The sequence below is a fragment of the Rhodoplanes sp. SY1 genome (assembly GCF_046000175.1).
GTDB lineage: Bacteria > Pseudomonadota > Alphaproteobacteria > Rhizobiales > Xanthobacteraceae > Rhodoplanes.
This window is the reverse complement of sequence record NZ_JBEOMB010000007.1, coordinates 36324-51189: the sequence shown is the minus strand read 5'-3', so window position 1 is coordinate 51189 and position 14866 is coordinate 36324. Positions and strand designations below refer to the sequence as shown.

Here is a 14866-nt window from a genome sequence, read left to right as displayed (position 1 = left end):
GTGTCCCGGCCAAGGCGCAGCGGGCCGAAGGCCCGAGGCGCCGCAGAGCCGGGACCCAGGGCCGCACGGCAATCGCATCGCCTCATGGCTCCTGGGTCCCGGCTCGCGGTGCGACGCACCGCGTCCGGGACACGAAGCCGCGTCCAGCCGTTCGGTCTGCGCACGCCTCTGATCCTGGCATTGCGCTTGCACGAATCTCGTGCTGACAAGGCATGTGCATGACAAGGCATCCGGCGCAGGCCGGCAGCACGAGGGGGAGCCCGTGGCGGAGACCGTCGTCGACATCGTGACCGCGCATCGCAGCGGTCGCGCCGATCCGGCCGAGACGGTCGCGCGCGCCTATGCGCGGGCCCGCGCCTACGACGATCCCGCCCTGTTCATCACGCTGCGCGACGAGGCCGAGGCGATCGCCGAGGCGCGCGCGGTCGCGTCGCAAGGCCCGGCCGGCAAGCCGCTCTACGGCGTGCCGATCGCCGTGAAGGACAACATCGACGTCGCCGGCCTGCCGACCACGGCGGCCTGTCCGGGCTTCGCCTACATGCCCACGCGGGACGCGACCGCGGTGGCGCGGCTGCGCGCCGCCGGCGCCATCGTGATCGGCAAGACCAATCTCGATCAGTTCGCCACCGGCCTCGTCGGCGTGCGCTCGCCCTACGGCACGCCGCGCAACCCGCACGATCCGGCGCTGGTGCCCGGCGGCTCGTCCTCGGGCTCCGCCGTCGCGGTCGCCGCCGGCATCGTGCCCCTGGCGCTCGGCACCGACACGGCCGGCTCCGGCCGCGTGCCGGCCGGGCTCAACAACATCGTCGGGCTGAAGCCGAGCCTCGGCCTCGTGCCGGCGACCGGCGTCGTCCCGGCCTGCCGCTCGCTCGACACGATCTCGGTGTTCGCGCTGACCACCGACGACGCCCATCTGGCGCTCGCCGCGATGGCCGGCCCGGATCCGGCGGACGCCTTTACGCGCAGCTTTCCGGCCGTGGCGCTCGGCCCGCTGGCGACGGGGTTGCGCATCGGCGTGCCGCGCCACGCCGACCGCATCTTCTTCGGCGACGGACGGGCCGAGACGGCGTTCCTGCGGGCGCTGGAGATCGCCACCGAGCTCGGCGCCACGCTGGTCGATCTCGACATGACGCCGTTCTACGCGACGGCGCGCCTGCTCTACGAGGGCCCGTGGGTCGCCGAGCGCTTCGCCGCGGTCGGCGAGTTCATGGCGACGCATCCCGACGACGTGCATCCGGTGACCAGCGAGATCGTGCTGGGCGGCAGCCGGCCGACCGCCGTCGACGCCTTCCAGGCCTTCTACAAGCTGCAGGAGCTGCGCGTGCGGGCGCGCGAGACGCTCGCGCATGTCGACCTGCTGATGGTGCCGACCGCGCCGGCCGCCTACACGGTGGCGGAGCTCGAGGCCGAGCCGATCCTCTTCAACAGCCGGCTCGGCACCTACACCAACTTCGTCAATCTGCTCGACATGGCGGGGCTTGCCGTGCCGGCGACCATCGCCGCGGACGGCACGCCGTTCGGCGTCACGCTGCTCGCGCCGGCGGGCCGCGACGCGGCGCTGGCGTCGCTCGGTCGCGTGCTGCACGCGAAAACCGGCCTGCCGCTGGGCGCGCTCGGAGTGCCGCAGCCCGACCTGCCGCCGCTCGCGCCGGCACCGCGGGAGGGCGAGGTCGTGCTGGCCGCGGTCGGCGCGCATCTCACCGGTCTGCCGCTCAATCACGAGCTGACCGGGCTCGGCGGTCGTTATCTGGAGACCACGCGGACCGCCGCCGACTATCGCCTGTTCGCGCTGCCCGGCACGACGCCGCCGAAGCCGGGGCTCCTGCGCGTCGCCGCGGGCTCGGGCGGGCCCATCGAGGTGGAGCTGTGGGCGCTGTCGGCCGAGAGCTTCGGCCGCTTCGTCGCCGCGGTGCCGTCACCGCTGTCGATCGGCAACGCGACGCTGGCGGATGGTCGCGTGGTGAAGTGCTTCCTGGTCGAGGCCGAGGCGGTCGCCGGCGCCCGCGACATCACGGCGTCGGGTGGGTGGCGCGCGTTCCTCGCGAAAGGGGCGGCTCCGGCGTGAGCACGCCGCGCGTGTCGGCGTAGACGCCGTACTCCTCGCACACCGTCATGATGTGGGCCTGCATGGCGCGGACGGCGCCGTCGCGGTCGCCGCGCAGGATCGCCTGCACGACGCGGTCGTGCTCGCCGTGTGATTTGGCGAGCCGGCCGAGATTGCGGAACTGGGCGCGGCGGAACGGCTGCAGCCGCGCCCGCGTCGCCACCGTGATCTCGGTCAGATAGGCGTTGTGGGCGCCGGCATAGACGGCGCCGTGAAAGACCTCGTTCGCCTCGTGGAAGCGCTGCGGATCGCCGAGCCGGACGAGCGCGCGCAGGTCCTCGTGCACGCCCTCGAGCGCGCGCCGCTCGGCCCCCGTCATGCGCTCGGCGGCGAAGCCGGCGCACAGGGCCTCGAGCTCGGCCATCACCTCGAACATGCCGACCACCTGGGCGTCGCTCGGCCGCGCCACCACGGCGCCGCGATGCGGCCGCGAGTCGACCAGGCCGCTCGCCGCGAGCTGGCGGATCGCCTCGCGCACCGGCGTGCGCGACACCTTGAATCGGCGCGCGAGCTCGCTCTCGTCGAGCGCGGTGCCGGGCTGGAGCGCGCCGCGTACGATCTCGTCGGCGAGCTGCAATCGCAGCTCCTCGGCGAGCGTGCGCCGCCCGGTGTCGGTGCTGCTCATCGCGACGGGATCTCCTCGGCGAAGTGACAGGCGACCTCGCGGTCGCCGAAGCGGCGCAGCGCCGGCATCGCGGTCGTGCAGCGGTCGGTGCCCTTCGGGCAGCGGCCGTAGAAGCGGCAGACGGCCGGATCCGGATCGATCGGCGAGCGTGGCTCGCCCTGCAGCCGGATGCGCCCGGCGCCGCGATCGTGCAGGCTCGGCGCGGCGTCGACGAGCGCGCGCGTGTAGGGATGCAGCGGGTTCGCGAAGACCTCGCGGGCCGGGCCGGACTCGACGATCTTGCCGAGATACATGACCAGCACGCGGTCGCAGATCAGCCGCACCACGCCGAGATCGTGCGAGACGAACAGATAGCTCATGCCGAGATCGGCCTTGAGCGTCTCCAGGAGCTGCAGGATCACGACCTGCACCGAGACGTCGAGCGCCGCGGTCGGCTCGTCGAGCACCAGGAGGTCGGGCTCGACCGCGACGGCGCGGGCGATGCCGACGCGGGCGCGCTGGCCGCCCGAGAGCTGATGCGGAAACCGCGTCAGCAGCGCGCGCGGCAGCCCGCACTGGTCGGCGGCGCGCTCGACCTTCGCGGTGAGGGCCGCGCCCTTCAGGCCGCGCAACCGGCGCAGCGGGTCGGCGATCGCCGCGAAGGCCGTGAAGCGCGGATTGATGCTCTCGCCGGCATCCTGAAACACCATCTGGATGCGGCCGCGGTCGGGATCCTTGGCGAAGCGCCGCGCCGGGGTGAGAGACAGCTCGCGCCCGGCGAGCCGCACGATGCCGCCCGACGGATCGAGCAGACGGGTCAGCACGCGCACCAGCGTGGACTTGCCGCAGCCGGATTCGCCGACCAGCCCGACCGTCTCGCCTTTCCTGATCACGAAGCTCACGTCGTCCACGGCGTGAACGTGGGGCAGGTGGACGGGGCCGCCCTTCATGCGGCGGCGCAGCCGGCCGAGCGGGCCGATCGTGCCGCTCACCGGGAACCGCTTCTCCAGCTCGGCGACGTCGAGCAGCGGCATGTCCGCGGGCGGGGCGTCGTGGATGGTGGCGGCATGCTCGGTCACGGCGAGGGGCGCGGTCATGACAGCGGGTTCCGGCAGGCGACGACGTGCTCGGGGATCGCGAGGGCGGGCGGCAGCGCGGCGTCGCAGTCGGCGAGGCGCCGCGGGCAGCGCTCCGCATAGCGGCAGGCCGGCAGGTCGAGCCGGCGCAGATCCGGCAGCGCGCCCGGAATGGAGGCGAGATCGCGCAGGCTCGTCGCCGCGTCGGGCGTCGCGGCGATCAGCTCGGCCGTGTAGGGATGGCGCGGCCGCGCGAACAGTTCTTGGGTCGCCGCGTTCTCGACGACGTGGCCCGCATGCATGACGACGATCCGGTCGGCGCGCTGGGCGGCGAGCGCCAGATCGTGGGTGATGAAGATCGTCGCCATGCCGATGTCACGGGCGAGATCGCCGATCAGATCCATGATCACGGCCTGGGTGGTCACGTCGAGCCCGGTGGTCGGCTCGTCGGCGATCAGCACCGAAGGCTTCGCCGCGAGCGCGATGGCGATCATCACGCGCTGGCACATGCCGCCCGACATCTCGAACGGATAGGCCTTCGCACGCCGCCCCGGATCCGTGATACCGACCGCGCGCAGGAGCTCGACGGCGCGCTCCGGCGCCTCGCGGCGCGGCACGTTGGCGTGGCGGATCAGCACGTCGGCGATCTGCCGGCCGACCGGACGGATGGGGTTGAGGGCCGTGCGCGGGTTCTGGAAGATCATAGCGATCTCGCGCCCGCGCACCGCGGCCACCTCGTCGGCGGTCGCGGCGAGCAGATCGAGGCCGCCCAGCATGGCGCGTCCCGACGTGATCTGTCCGGCCGGATCGAGAATCCCCATCACGGCATAGGCCGTCACCGACTTGCCGGAGCCCGACTCGCCGACGATCGCCAGCGTCTCGCCCTTGGGCACCGCGAAGCTGACCCGCTCCAGCGCCCGCACCGTGCCGGAGCGCGTGCGGAACGCGACGGAGAGATCTTCGACCAGAAGGGCAGGAGCCGCCGTCATGTTCGCCTCCGCGGATCGACGATGTCGCGCAGGCCGTCGCCGAGCAGGTTGAAGCAGAACACGGCGATCATCAGCGCGAGGCCGGGGAAGAAGGCGATCCACCATTCGCCCGAGACGATGAAGGCGGCGCCCTCGGCGACCATGATGCCCCACTCGGGCGTCGGCGGGCGCACGCCGAGGCCGATGAAGGAGAGGCCGGCCGCGTTGAGGATCGCGTAGCCCATGGTGAGCGACATCTGCACGACCAGAATCGGAATCACGTTGGGCAGGATCTGGAGGACGAGGATTCGCCACTCGCCGTTGCCGGACAGCCGGGCGGCTTCCACGAATCCCGCCTCGCGCCGGACATTCGCCTCGGCGCGCGCGACACGCGCGTACAGAGGAAAATTCACGATCGCGGTGGCGATGACGATGTTCTGCACCGTGTTGCCGAGCGCCGCGACGATGCCCATGGCGAGGACGAACAGCGGGAACGCCATGATGGTGTCGGCGATGCGGCCGACGATTCGGTCGGTCCAGCCGCCGAAGAAGCCGGCCGCGACGCCGGCGAGCCCGCCCATGCAGAACACCAGCACGACCGAGGCGACCGCGATACCGAAGTCGAGCCGGGTCGCGACGATCACGCGCGAGAAGATGTCGCGCCCGAGCTGATCGGTGCCGAACCAGAACCGTGCGGAGGGCGGCTGCAGCGCCATCGCGGTGTTGGAGGCGAGCGGATCGTGCGGCACCAGGAACGGCCCGAACAGCGCGGTGAGGACGATGGCGACGAACAGCCCGAAGGCGAGCCCGGTGACCGGGTTCTCGGAGACGACATAGCGGGCATGACGCAGCGTGGCGACGAGGGCGGTCATGGGTTGCGCCTCGTGCTCAGCGAGAGGGTCATCGATCGGCCTGTCCCGGCCTCATGGTGAGGAGCGCTCCGCAAGAGCGCGTCTCGAACCATGGGCCGCCCCCGCCCTTCGAGACGCGGCCTGCGGCCGCTCCTCAGGACGAGGGCGGAGGAAGGCCCGGCCATGACGAATCCGGGGGCGTTCATGCGTCCATCCTCGCGCGGGGGTCGATCAGGCCGTAGAGGAGGTCGATCGCCAGATTGAGGGCGACGTAGAGCACCGCCATGGTGAGCACGAAGCCCTGGACGGGCGCGAAGTCCGAGGCGATCAGCGCCTCGACCGCGAAGGAGCCGATGCCGGGCCAGGCGAACACTTTTTCCACCAGCACGTTGGCGCCGAGCAGGAACGAGAACACCATGCCGAGCGTGGTGATCACGGGCAGCATGGCGTTGCGGAACGCGTAGGTGACGACCACCGTGTAGGAGGCGAGGCCGCAGGCGCGCGCCGTCCGCACGAAGTCGGAGGAGAGCACGGCGAGCATCGAGGCGCGCGTCATGCGGGCGATCGGCGCGAGGGCGAAGATGCCGAGCGTCAGGGCCGGCAGCGCGAGCTGCTTCAGGCTGGCCCAGAAGGTCGGAACATCGCCGGTCAGGAGACTGTCGATCAGATAGAAGCCCGTCACGGTCGGCGGCGGGCTGTCGAACACGCCGAGCCGGCCGAGCGGCGCCGGCGCCCAGCCGAGCAGATAATAGAACACATAGACCAGGATCAGCCCGGTGAAGAACACCGGCAGCGACACGCCCGCCGTGGTGACGATGCGGCAGGCGTGGTCGATCATCGAGCCGGGCTTGGTCGCCGCGAGAATGCCGAGCGGCACGGCGATCGCCATCGAGACGAGTAGCCCGAGCAGCGTCAGCTCGGCCGAGGCCGGCAGCCGCGCCGCGATCTCGGCCGCCACCGGCTGGCCGGTGGTCAGCGAGGTGCCGAGATCGCCGCGCGATAGCGCCGCGACATAGTCGACGAACTGCACGGGGAGCGGCTGGTCGAGCCCGAGCGATTTCCTGATCTGCTCGATCGCTTCCGTGCTGGCGGCCGGCCCGGCGAAATAGGCGGCCGGATCGCCCGGCAACGCGCGGGTGAGCAGGAACGTCACGATCACGACGCCGATCAGGCTCGGGATCGTCATCACGAGGCGCTTGAGGATCAGGGTCGGCATGGTGCGCTCCGCTGCGTGACGCCGGTCTCACCTCTCCCCGCGCGCGGGGAGAGGTCGACATTCGCGCGTTCAGCGCGAATGTCGGGTGAGGGGGCATCTCGTGGATACGGAGGCGCCCCCTCACCCCACCCCTCTCCCCGCGTGCGGGGAGAGGGAGCGCCCCCGTCGTGCGGGCGCGCCGTGCCTCTCACTCACGCCTTGCTCAGCGTGCGGTAGTCGAGCTGGCGGTGGAACCAGTAGCGATAGCCGGAGACGTTCTTCTGCATCGCCGCGTTCAGATAAGGCTGGAACAGCGGGATGCGCGGCACGTCGTCGAACGCCTTGGCGACGAAACCCTTCACGTCCTTGTCGTAGGCGGCGGTGTCGCCCTCGGCGGCCGCCTTGCGGGCGGCGTCGATCAGCGCGTCCATCTCCTTGTTCTGGTAGCTCATGGTGTTGAACAGCGCGTTCTGGCCGTGATAGCACCAGAAGAAGAAGTACTCGGGATAGTCGAGCCAGCCCGAGAAGAAGTTGGAGATCAGCGGCATCTCCTTCTTGGTCATCTCGGCGCGCCAGCTCGAGCCCGGCACCTTGTTGATGGTCGCCTTGATGCCGATCTGGGCGAGGCTCTCCTGTACCAGCACGCACAGCGGCTCGTTGACGGCGGCGAAGCCGAGATCGAACGAGAGCGTCGTCTCGAAGCCGTTCGGCAGGCCGGCCTTGGCGAGCAGCGCCTTGGCCTTGGCGAGATCCGTCACATAGCCGTGCGGCTGCGGCCAGGCGACCGAGAGGGCGGCGCCCTCCGGCGCGCCGAACATCGGCTTGGCGAGCCCGAACATCACGGCGTCCATGATCTTCTGATAGGGGATCGCGTAGGCGACGGCCTGGCGCACCTCGAGCTTGTCGAAGGGCGGCTTGGTCACGTTCATGCCGATGTACTGAATGCCGTTGCCGATCGGGCTCGACACCACGGCCACCTTGCCGGCCTGGCTCAGCTCGACGAAGTCCTTGTTGGGCAGGTCGAACGAGATGTCGGCGTCGCCGCGCTCGATCAGGGCGCGCCGGTTGCCGGCGGACGGCACCATGCGCCACACGATGCGCTTGATCTTGGGCAGCGGCCCGCCCTTCCAGGTCTCGTTGCGCTCGTAGATCACCTCGGTGCCGGGCGTCCACTTCGTCACCTTGTAGGCACCGCCGCCGGCCGTGTTGGCCTTGGCGTACTCCATCGCCCACGGGTCCTTCTCGGTGGCGTTCTTCTTCATCAGCGCGGAATTGAAGATCGACGGGACGATCACGGCGATGTCCGGGATCGTCAGCTTGTCCTTGCGGATGAAGTCGACCCGGAAGGTGTGGTCGTCGACGACGACGAACTGCTCGGGCTTCTCCAGCGAGCCGGCCTTCATCTGGAAGGTCGGGAAGCCGCCGACCGTCACGGCGCGGTCGAACGACCACTTCACGTCCTTGGCGGTCACCGGGGTGCCGTCGTGGAAGGTCGCGTCCTTGCGCAGCTTGAAGGTCGCCGAGGTGTCCGTGACGTTCCAGTCCTCGGCCAGCTCCGGCGTGTACTTGTCACGGTCGTAGGAGGCGACGCCGTTCTCCAGGGTCTTGGTGCCGTGCGAGATCAGCCGGTCGTAGCAGTTCCAGGCGACCTCGTAGCCGGGGCGGTTGGTGCCGACGCCGTGGATGTCGAGATTGTTCGGCCCGCTCTCGGAGACCAGCAGCAGCGTCTCGTTGCGGGCCTGCGCCTTGGCCTCCGACCAGATCGCCGGGGCCGGGAGCATGCTGCCGGCCGCCAGGGCCGTCATCGATTTGAGGACGTCACGACGCTTCATTCTCGTTCTCCGAATGGCAGGGCGGGGGCGCGGGGCGAGAGACATTCCGCAAGCCGCGTGCCAACTCGGCCGAGCGCGCCGCATCGACGGCGCAACCGCTTGAGTTCGCGAGAGAAGGTGCGCCGGGGACGGGAGCGCCCAGGTCGGCCGACCGGGGGTGAGGCGCGCCTCGATTGCATACAAGAGAGGGCGGTATGGCTAATGAGTAGGCAGGCCTGAGAGTGTTCTTCCGGCTCGGGCCGCTCGTCGGCGGCGCCGGTCACAATCGTCACATCACTGTAATACGAGCGGCCTACGCGATCGGTTCGGACCCCGGCCCCGGCCGCGGCGCGTCATCGGACAGCCGCCGGTGGGCGACGGGGCGCACATGGAGACTTCGCGATGCGCGTTCGCCGCCTCGGCGCCCTTCTCGGCGCCCTCGCCCTCGCCCTGCAGCCGTTCACCGCCGCCGCGCTCGATGCCCGCTACACCGACGCCGACGGCGATCTCGTCGCCGACACGCCGACCGATCCCAAGCAGTGGGTGGATCCGTCGACGCTGATCTTCGCCTACACGCCGGTCGAGGACCCTGCCGTCTACGCCAAGGTGTGGGACGGCTTCCTGCGCCACATGGAGAAGGTGACGGGCAAGAAGGTGCAGTTCTTCCCGGTGCAGTCGAACGCCGCCCAGCTCGAGGCGATGCGGGCCGGCCGCCTGCACGTCGCCGGCTTCAACACCGGGTCGAACCCGATCGCCGTCAACTGCTCGGGCTTCGTGCCCTTCGCCATGATGGCCTCGCTCAAGGGCGAGTACGGCTACGAGATGGAGATCATCACGTATCCGGGCTCCGGCGTGACCAAGCCGGAGGAGATCCGCGGCAAGAAGATGGCGTTCACGTCGCAGACCTCGAACTCCGGCTACAAGGCGCCGTCCGCCCTGTTGCGCGAGAAGTTCGGGCTCGAGCCGGGCAAGGACTACGAGCCGGTGTTCTCCGGCAAGCACGACAACTCGGTGATCGGCGTGGCCAACAAGGACTATCCGGTGGCGGCGATCGCCAACTCGGTGATGCTGCGCATGCTGGCCCGCAACGTGGTCAAGAAGGATCAGCTCGTCTCGATCTACAAGTCGCAGACCTTTCCGACCACCGGCTACGGCATGGTCTACAACCTGAAGCCCGAGCTGGCCGCCAAGGTGAAGGAGGCGTTCTTCTCGTTCGACTGGACCGGCAGCGATCTGCTCAAGGAGTTCCAGTCGACCGAGCCGCCGCAGGAGAAGTTCATCCCGATCACCTTCAAGCAGCATTGGGAGGTGGTGCGCGACATCGACAAGGCGATGGGCGTCTCCTACGACTGCAAGGGCTGATCCGACGAGCACTGTCACGGGCGAGAGTGGAGCCGGCATGCTGCGGATCGAGGGCTTGCGAAAGCAGTACCGCACCGGCGACGCCGCGCTGCGCGGCGTCGACCTCGTGGTGCCGGCCGGCGAGGTGATCGGCCTGATCGGCCCGTCGGGCGCCGGCAAGTCGACGCTGATCCGCTGCGTCAACCGGCTGGTCGAGCCGACCTCCGGCCGCATCCTGCTCGGCGACGACGAGGTGACGGGCGCGTCGCGCCGCGCGCTGCGCCGCCTGCGTCGCCGCATGGGCATGATCTTCCAGGAGTTCGCGCTGGTCGAGCGGCTCACCGTGATGGAGAACGTGCTGGCCGGCCGGCTCGGCACGGTGCCGTTCTGGCGGAGCCTGACGCGCCGCTTCCCGCCCGACGACGTGCGCAACGCCTTCGCGACGCTCGACCGCGTCGGCCTCCTCGATCACGTCGACAAGCGCGCCGACGCGCTCTCTGGCGGCCAGCGTCAGCGCGTCGGCATCGCCCGTGCGCTCTTGCAGGATCCCGACCTGCTGCTGATCGACGAGCCGACCGCGAGCCTCGACCCGAAGACGTCGCGGCAGATCATGCGGCTGATCGGCGAGGTCTGCGCCGAGCGCCGCCTCGCCGCCATCGTCAACATCCACGACGTCGCGCTCGCCCAGATGTTCCTCTGCCGCATCGTCGGGCTCAAGGCCGGCGAGGTCGTCTACGACGGGCCGTCGTCCGGGCTCGACGCCACGGTGCTGACCCGCATCTACGGCGAGGAGGATTGGACTCGCACGGCGCGCGCGGGCGAGGCCGAGGCGGACGAGGACGGTCAGGCGTCCACGTCGGGGCTCGCGGTCCCGCCTGCGTCCGCGTCCGCGCCGCCGATCGCGGCGCTGCGCGCCGCCGCCGAGTGACGCCGTGACGCTCGCCGCCGCATCCTATCCCGATCACTGGCGCCGCCCGCCCTTCGTCGCGCGCCCGTGGCTGCGCGTCGCGCTCTATGGCGGCGCGATCCTCTATCTCGTCCTCGCCGTCGGCTCGGTCGAGGTGAACGGGGCGCGGCTCGCGGAGGGCCTCCAGCGCGGCGCCCGCCTGCTCGCCGGCTTCATGAGCCCGGACTTCGCCAGCCGTTGGGGCGACATCGTGCTCGGCATGCGCGAGAGCCTCACCATGACGGTGACGTCGACGGTCGCCGGCATCCTGCTGGCGATCCCGATCGGCATCGGCGCCGCCCGCAACCTCGCGCCGCTGCCCGTCTATCTGGTCTGCCGCGCCGTCGTCGCGCTGTCGCGCAGCTTCCACGAGGTGATCGTCGCCATCCTGTTCGTCGCCATGGTCGGCTTCGGCCCGTTCGCCGGCTTTCTCACCTTGACGATCGCCACCATCGGCTTCATCGCCAAGCTCCTGGCCGAGGACATCGAGGACATCGACCCGGCGCCCGTCGAGGCGATCCGGGCGACCGGGAGCTCGTGGCTGCAGCTCGTCGAGTACGCGGTGCGGCCGCAGGTGATGCCGCGGCTGATCGGCCTGTCGCTCTACCGGCTCGACATCAACTTCCGCGAGTCCGCCGTGGTCGGCATCGTCGGCGCCGGCGGCATCGGGGCGACGCTCAACACCGCGCTCGACCGCTACGAGTACGGCAGCGCCGCCGCGATCCTCATCCTGATCATCGCCATCGTGATGGCGGCCGAGTACGGCTCCGGCCTGGTGCGCAAGAGGATCCAGTGATGCCGGTGCTCGCGGGTCAGCTCTGGTCATTCCGGGGCGCGCCAACGGCGCGAACCCGGAATCCAGCCAAGGACTCCCAGTGCGCCGCTGGACTCCGGGTTCGCGGCTTCGCCGCGCCCCGGAGTGACGACAACGATGGCCTGGACGTGACGCCATGCCGGTGAGCCGCGCCATCGACGGCACGCCGGTGTGGCGGCGCACCACGCGCAGGCGCGTGCTCGTCGGCTGGTTCGCGTGGCTCCTGCTGGTCGCGCTCGTCGTCGCCGCCTGGGAGGAGATGACGCGCGACACCATCTGGGCCTTCGTGTGGGACGCGCCGCGCCAAGGCGCCGACATCGGCGCCCGCATGGTGCCGCCGCGCTGGTCCTATCTCGGCGAGCTCCTGCGCCCGTTGTGGGACACGCTGGCGATCGCCACGCTCGGCACGCTGCTGGCGCTGCCGATCGCCGTGCCGGTCGCCGTGCTGGCGGCCCGCAACACGACGCCGAGCGTCGCGCTGGTGCGGCCGGTCGCGCTCCTGATCATCGTCGCGTCGCGCTCGATCAACTCGCTGATCTGGGCGCTGCTGCTGGTCACGATCCTCGGCCCCGGCGTGCTCGCCGGCATCGTGGCGATCGCGCTGCGCTCGGTCGGCTTCATGGGCAAGCTGATCTACGAGGCGATCGAGGAGATCGACCCGGCGCCCGTCGAGGCCATGCAGGCGACCGGCGCCTCCGCCCTGCAGGTTATGGACTACGGCATCGTCCCGCAGGTGATGCCGGCCTTCGCCGGCATCACGGTGTTCCGCTGGGACATCAACATCCGCGAGTCCGCCGTGGTCGGCCTGGTCGGCGCCGGCGGCATCGGCCTGTCGCTCGAGGCGTCGCTCAACACGCTCGCCTGGTCGCAGGTGAGCCTGATCCTGCTCGTCGTCCTCGCCACCGTGATGGTGAGCGAGTGGGTCTCGGCCAAGGTGCGCCACGCGATCATCTGAGGCCGTCGGGTCATTCCGGGTCGCACCGGAGGTGCGAACCCGGAATCCAGCGGCGCTTTCGGCGGTCGAGGTTGGATTCCGGGTTCGCGTGCTGCGCACGCGCCCCGGAATGACGACGATGTCTCACCCCGCGAGCGTCGCCCGCAACGCCTCGAACTTCTCCACCTGCTCCGGATCCATGCTGCGGTCGGGCAGGCGGCGGACGAAGATCTTGAACATCGCCTCGCCGTCCCCGTCGAAGAACTGGATCGAGCAGCTCTCGCGGCCCATGAACGGGCGGCGCACGAAGGCGATCGCCGTACAGCGGTCGGCCTTGATGTGGCCGCCGATCGGGCTGTCGCCGTGCAGGTTGAAGTAGCCGCGGCCGAATTCTCCGGGCGGAATCGCGCCGGCGCATTCCAGCACGATGCTCGGCGTGTGGACGATGAACAGCATCGTGCCCCAGCCGGTCAGCTCGCCCATCACGTCGGCGAACTTTTCGGCCGGCGCGAACGTGCAGTTGGCGGCCGGCAGCATGCGGGTCGCCGCGAGCGTCGAGACGCCGTGCTGGCGGGCCAGCACCTCGAGGACGCCGTCCGGATTGGCGGCGAGCTGGGCCGCGAGCGCGTCGGGCGACGGGGCAGGGGCGGCGAGGGCCGTATCGGTCATGCGAGGCTCCTTGGAGGACGTCGATGGCTGTGCGGCACGGTCGAGCGCCGCGTAGAGGCCGCTGGTGAGATTGGTGATCCAGAACGCGCCGGCCGTGGTGGTGCGCAGCCGCTCGCTCCCGCCCTCGCTGTCGGGCGCGACGAGGCCGGCGTCACGCCAGTTGGCGACCAGCGGCGCCGCCGCCGCGGCGAAGCCGGGCGCGAGCGAATCGACGACGGCGAGGTCGACACTGCCGCTCTCCAGCCCGGCCGTGATGGCCGCCTGGGCGGCGTAGCGGACCGGCATGCGCGAGAGCCCTTCGACGGGCGCGCGACCCTCCGCCTGCAGGGCGCGGCGGCGCGCGATCTCGATGACGTTGCGCCAGCGCACCCCGTGCGCCTGGCCGCCGGCGCCGGGACCGAAGGCGAGGCACGGCATGCCGCGCTTGATGCCGGCATTGTAGACGTTGCGCTCCGCGTCGGACCGGACGAAATGCGACTGCGACACCTGGCGGAAGCCGAGCGCGGTCAGGCGCGCGACGCCGGCCGCATAGGCCTCGGCCTGCCGCGCGATCGGGCTCGCCGGCGGCAGCTTTCCGGCCGCGATGGCGCGCGACAGCGGCCCGCCGCCCCAGATGTTCAGCGCGTAGAGCGTGACGCCGTCGAGCCCCAGCGCGGCCACCGTGTCGAGATCGTGCGCCCAGGTCTCCTCGGTCTGGCCGGGCAGGCCGTAGATCAGGTCGCAGACGATTTTTGCTCGTCCGAGCGCGACGAGTTCGCCGATCGCGGCGCGCAGCTCCTCCTCGGCGAGCTTGCGGCCGAGCCGGCGGCGGATCGTGGTGTCGAAGCTCTGCACGCCGAGCGAGATGCGGTTCACGCCCGCCCCGATCGCCGCCACGGCCTTGGTCAGGCCGAAGTCGTAGGAGCGTCCCTCCAGCGTGACCTCGCAGTCCGGCGCGAGCGGCAGATGGGTGCGCAGTCCCGCGACCAGCCGGGCGAGCCCGGCGGCGGGCAGGCCGGTCGGCGTGCCGCCGCCGATATAGACGGCGGCGATCGGCGCCGAGGCGACCAGCGGCGTCGTCGCGCGCGCTGCCAGCTCCGCGACGATGTCGTCGACATAGGCCTCGGCCGCCTCCGGGCGCCAGACGTTCTGGAAAAAGCCGCAGAACAGGCAGCGGCTCTGGCAATAGGGCACGTGCAGATAGGCGAGCGCCGGTTCTTCGCGCGGCGTTTCGAACACCCGGGCCAGAACCGCCTCGGCCTCGGCCGGGTCGATCGCCGTGCTGCCGCGCCACGGCGGCGCGAAGCTGCGGCCGGCGAAGGCCTCGGTCAGCGCGTCGCGGCCCGGCGGCACCAGGAAGGACTCCAGGCTCTGCGGCGCCGAGGCCGGGTGGTCGCGCATCCCGCCGGAGGCGTGCCCGCCCCCGTGCGGATGGCTGCCCGCGTGCGGGTGCGCGCCGGCGTGCGGATGCCCTCCGGCATGCGGGTGCCCGCCGCCGGCGTGCGGATGCGCCTCCCCCGGATGGCCGACGCCCGCCGCCGGCCGTGTCGCGATCCCGTGCATTCCAACCTCCG

At 71.0% G+C, this 14866-nt stretch carries 12 protein-coding genes; 5 read left to right on the top strand and 7 right to left on the bottom strand.

Features of this window, described 5'->3' with window-relative positions:
* Positions 1 to 262: 262 nt before the first annotated feature.
* Positions 263 to 2065: an allophanate hydrolase gene (atzF, locus tag ABTU92_RS02260; protein WP_408087256.1), complete on the top strand. Its 1803-nt coding sequence runs from the start codon at positions 263 to 265 to the stop codon at positions 2063 to 2065.
* Here the strand turns inward: atzF and ABTU92_RS02255 are convergent.
* The 6 genes from ABTU92_RS02255 to ABTU92_RS02230 form a co-directional block, all read right to left on the bottom strand.
* Positions 2010 to 2729, bottom strand: a complete 720-nt coding sequence (locus ABTU92_RS02255) for a GntR family transcriptional regulator (protein WP_408087254.1) — start codon at positions 2727 to 2729, stop codon at positions 2010 to 2012. The two genes, atzF and ABTU92_RS02255, sit on opposite strands and share 56 nt — an antisense overlap.
* The gene (locus ABTU92_RS02250; protein ID WP_408087252.1) at positions 2726 to 3805 is read right to left on the bottom strand and encodes an oligopeptide/dipeptide ABC transporter ATP-binding protein; all 1080 of its coding nucleotides are present in this window, start codon (positions 3803 to 3805) and stop codon (positions 2726 to 2728) included. Before ABTU92_RS02250 ends, ABTU92_RS02255 begins: the two co-directional genes overlap by 4 nt.
* Positions 3802 to 4773: an ABC transporter ATP-binding protein gene (locus ABTU92_RS02245; RefSeq protein ID WP_408087250.1), complete on the bottom strand. Its 972-nt coding sequence runs from the start codon at positions 4771 to 4773 to the stop codon at positions 3802 to 3804. The genes ABTU92_RS02250 and ABTU92_RS02245 overlap by 4 nt, the downstream gene beginning before the upstream one ends.
* The gene (locus tag ABTU92_RS02240; protein WP_408087248.1) at positions 4770 to 5624 is read right to left on the bottom strand and encodes an ABC transporter permease; all 855 of its coding nucleotides are present in this window, start codon (positions 5622 to 5624) and stop codon (positions 4770 to 4772) included. Before ABTU92_RS02240 ends, ABTU92_RS02245 begins: the two co-directional genes overlap by 4 nt.
* 181 nt (positions 5625 to 5805) lie before the next feature.
* Positions 5806 to 6819 (bottom strand): ABC transporter permease, encoded by a 1014-nt coding sequence (locus ABTU92_RS02235; protein ID WP_408087246.1) that lies wholly within the window; start codon positions 6817 to 6819, stop codon positions 5806 to 5808.
* 191 nt (positions 6820 to 7010) lie between these two features.
* A complete protein-coding gene (locus ABTU92_RS02230) occupies positions 7011 to 8630 on the bottom strand; it encodes an ABC transporter substrate-binding protein (RefSeq protein ID WP_408087244.1) in 1620 nt (539 codons plus the stop codon).
* A gap of 381 nt (positions 8631 to 9011) precedes the next feature.
* On the opposite strand from ABTU92_RS02230, the gene phnD reads away from it, so the two are divergent.
* From phnD to phnE (ABTU92_RS02210), 4 genes are all read left to right on the top strand, one after another.
* The gene (phnD, locus tag ABTU92_RS02225) at positions 9012 to 9971 is read left to right on the top strand and encodes a phosphate/phosphite/phosphonate ABC transporter substrate-binding protein (protein WP_408087242.1); all 960 of its coding nucleotides are present in this window, start codon (positions 9012 to 9014) and stop codon (positions 9969 to 9971) included.
* A gap of 37 nt (positions 9972 to 10008) precedes the next feature.
* Positions 10009 to 10878 carry a phosphonate ABC transporter ATP-binding protein gene (phnC, locus tag ABTU92_RS02220; RefSeq protein WP_408087240.1) on the top strand — a complete coding sequence of 290 codons (870 nt, stop codon included), beginning with the start codon at positions 10009 to 10011 and terminating at the stop codon, positions 10876 to 10878.
* A gap of 4 nt (positions 10879 to 10882) precedes the next feature.
* Entirely contained in the window at positions 10883 to 11692 is an 810-nt protein-coding gene (phnE, locus tag ABTU92_RS02215; RefSeq protein ID WP_408087238.1) for a phosphonate ABC transporter, permease protein PhnE, read from the top strand.
* Between the two features lie 154 nt (positions 11693 to 11846).
* On the top strand, positions 11847 to 12665 hold the full coding sequence (gene phnE / locus ABTU92_RS02210; RefSeq protein WP_408087236.1) for a phosphonate ABC transporter, permease protein PhnE: 819 nt from the start codon (positions 11847 to 11849) through the stop codon (positions 12663 to 12665).
* Between the two features lie 123 nt (positions 12666 to 12788).
* Here the strand turns inward: phnE (ABTU92_RS02210) and hutW are convergent, their stop codons facing one another.
* Entirely contained in the window at positions 12789 to 14855 is a 2067-nt protein-coding gene (hutW, locus tag ABTU92_RS02205; RefSeq protein ID WP_408087234.1) for a heme anaerobic degradation radical SAM methyltransferase ChuW/HutW, read from the bottom strand.
* Positions 14856 to 14866: the final 11 nt, after the last annotated feature.

Excerpts from the sequence above, each read along its gene's own strand:
- phnE (WP_408087236.1), top strand. The coding sequence starts at position 11,847 with ATGCCGGTGAGCCGCGCCATCGACGGCACGCCGGTGTGGCGGCGCACC.
- ABTU92_RS02240 (WP_408087248.1), bottom strand. The coding sequence starts at position 5,624 with ATGACCGCCCTCGTCGCCACGCTGCGTCATGCCCGCTATGTCGTCTCC.
- ABTU92_RS02250 (WP_408087252.1), bottom strand. The coding sequence starts at position 3,805 with ATGACCGCGCCCCTCGCCGTGACCGAGCATGCCGCCACCATCCACGAC.
- ABTU92_RS02235 (WP_408087246.1), bottom strand. The coding sequence starts at position 6,819 with ATGCCGACCCTGATCCTCAAGCGCCTCGTGATGACGATCCCGAGCCTG.
- ABTU92_RS02245 (WP_408087250.1), bottom strand. The coding sequence starts at position 4,773 with ATGACGGCGGCTCCTGCCCTTCTGGTCGAAGATCTCTCCGTCGCGTTC.
- phnC (WP_408087240.1), top strand. The coding sequence starts at position 10,009 with ATGCTGCGGATCGAGGGCTTGCGAAAGCAGTACCGCACCGGCGACGCC.
- hutW (WP_408087234.1), bottom strand. The coding sequence starts at position 14,855 with ATGCACGGGATCGCGACACGGCCGGCGGCGGGCGTCGGCCATCCGGGG.
- ABTU92_RS02255 (WP_408087254.1), bottom strand. The coding sequence starts at position 2,729 with ATGAGCAGCACCGACACCGGGCGGCGCACGCTCGCCGAGGAGCTGCGA.
- phnD (WP_408087242.1), top strand. The coding sequence starts at position 9,012 with ATGCGCGTTCGCCGCCTCGGCGCCCTTCTCGGCGCCCTCGCCCTCGCC.
- ABTU92_RS02230 (WP_408087244.1), bottom strand. The coding sequence starts at position 8,630 with ATGAAGCGTCGTGACGTCCTCAAATCGATGACGGCCCTGGCGGCCGGC.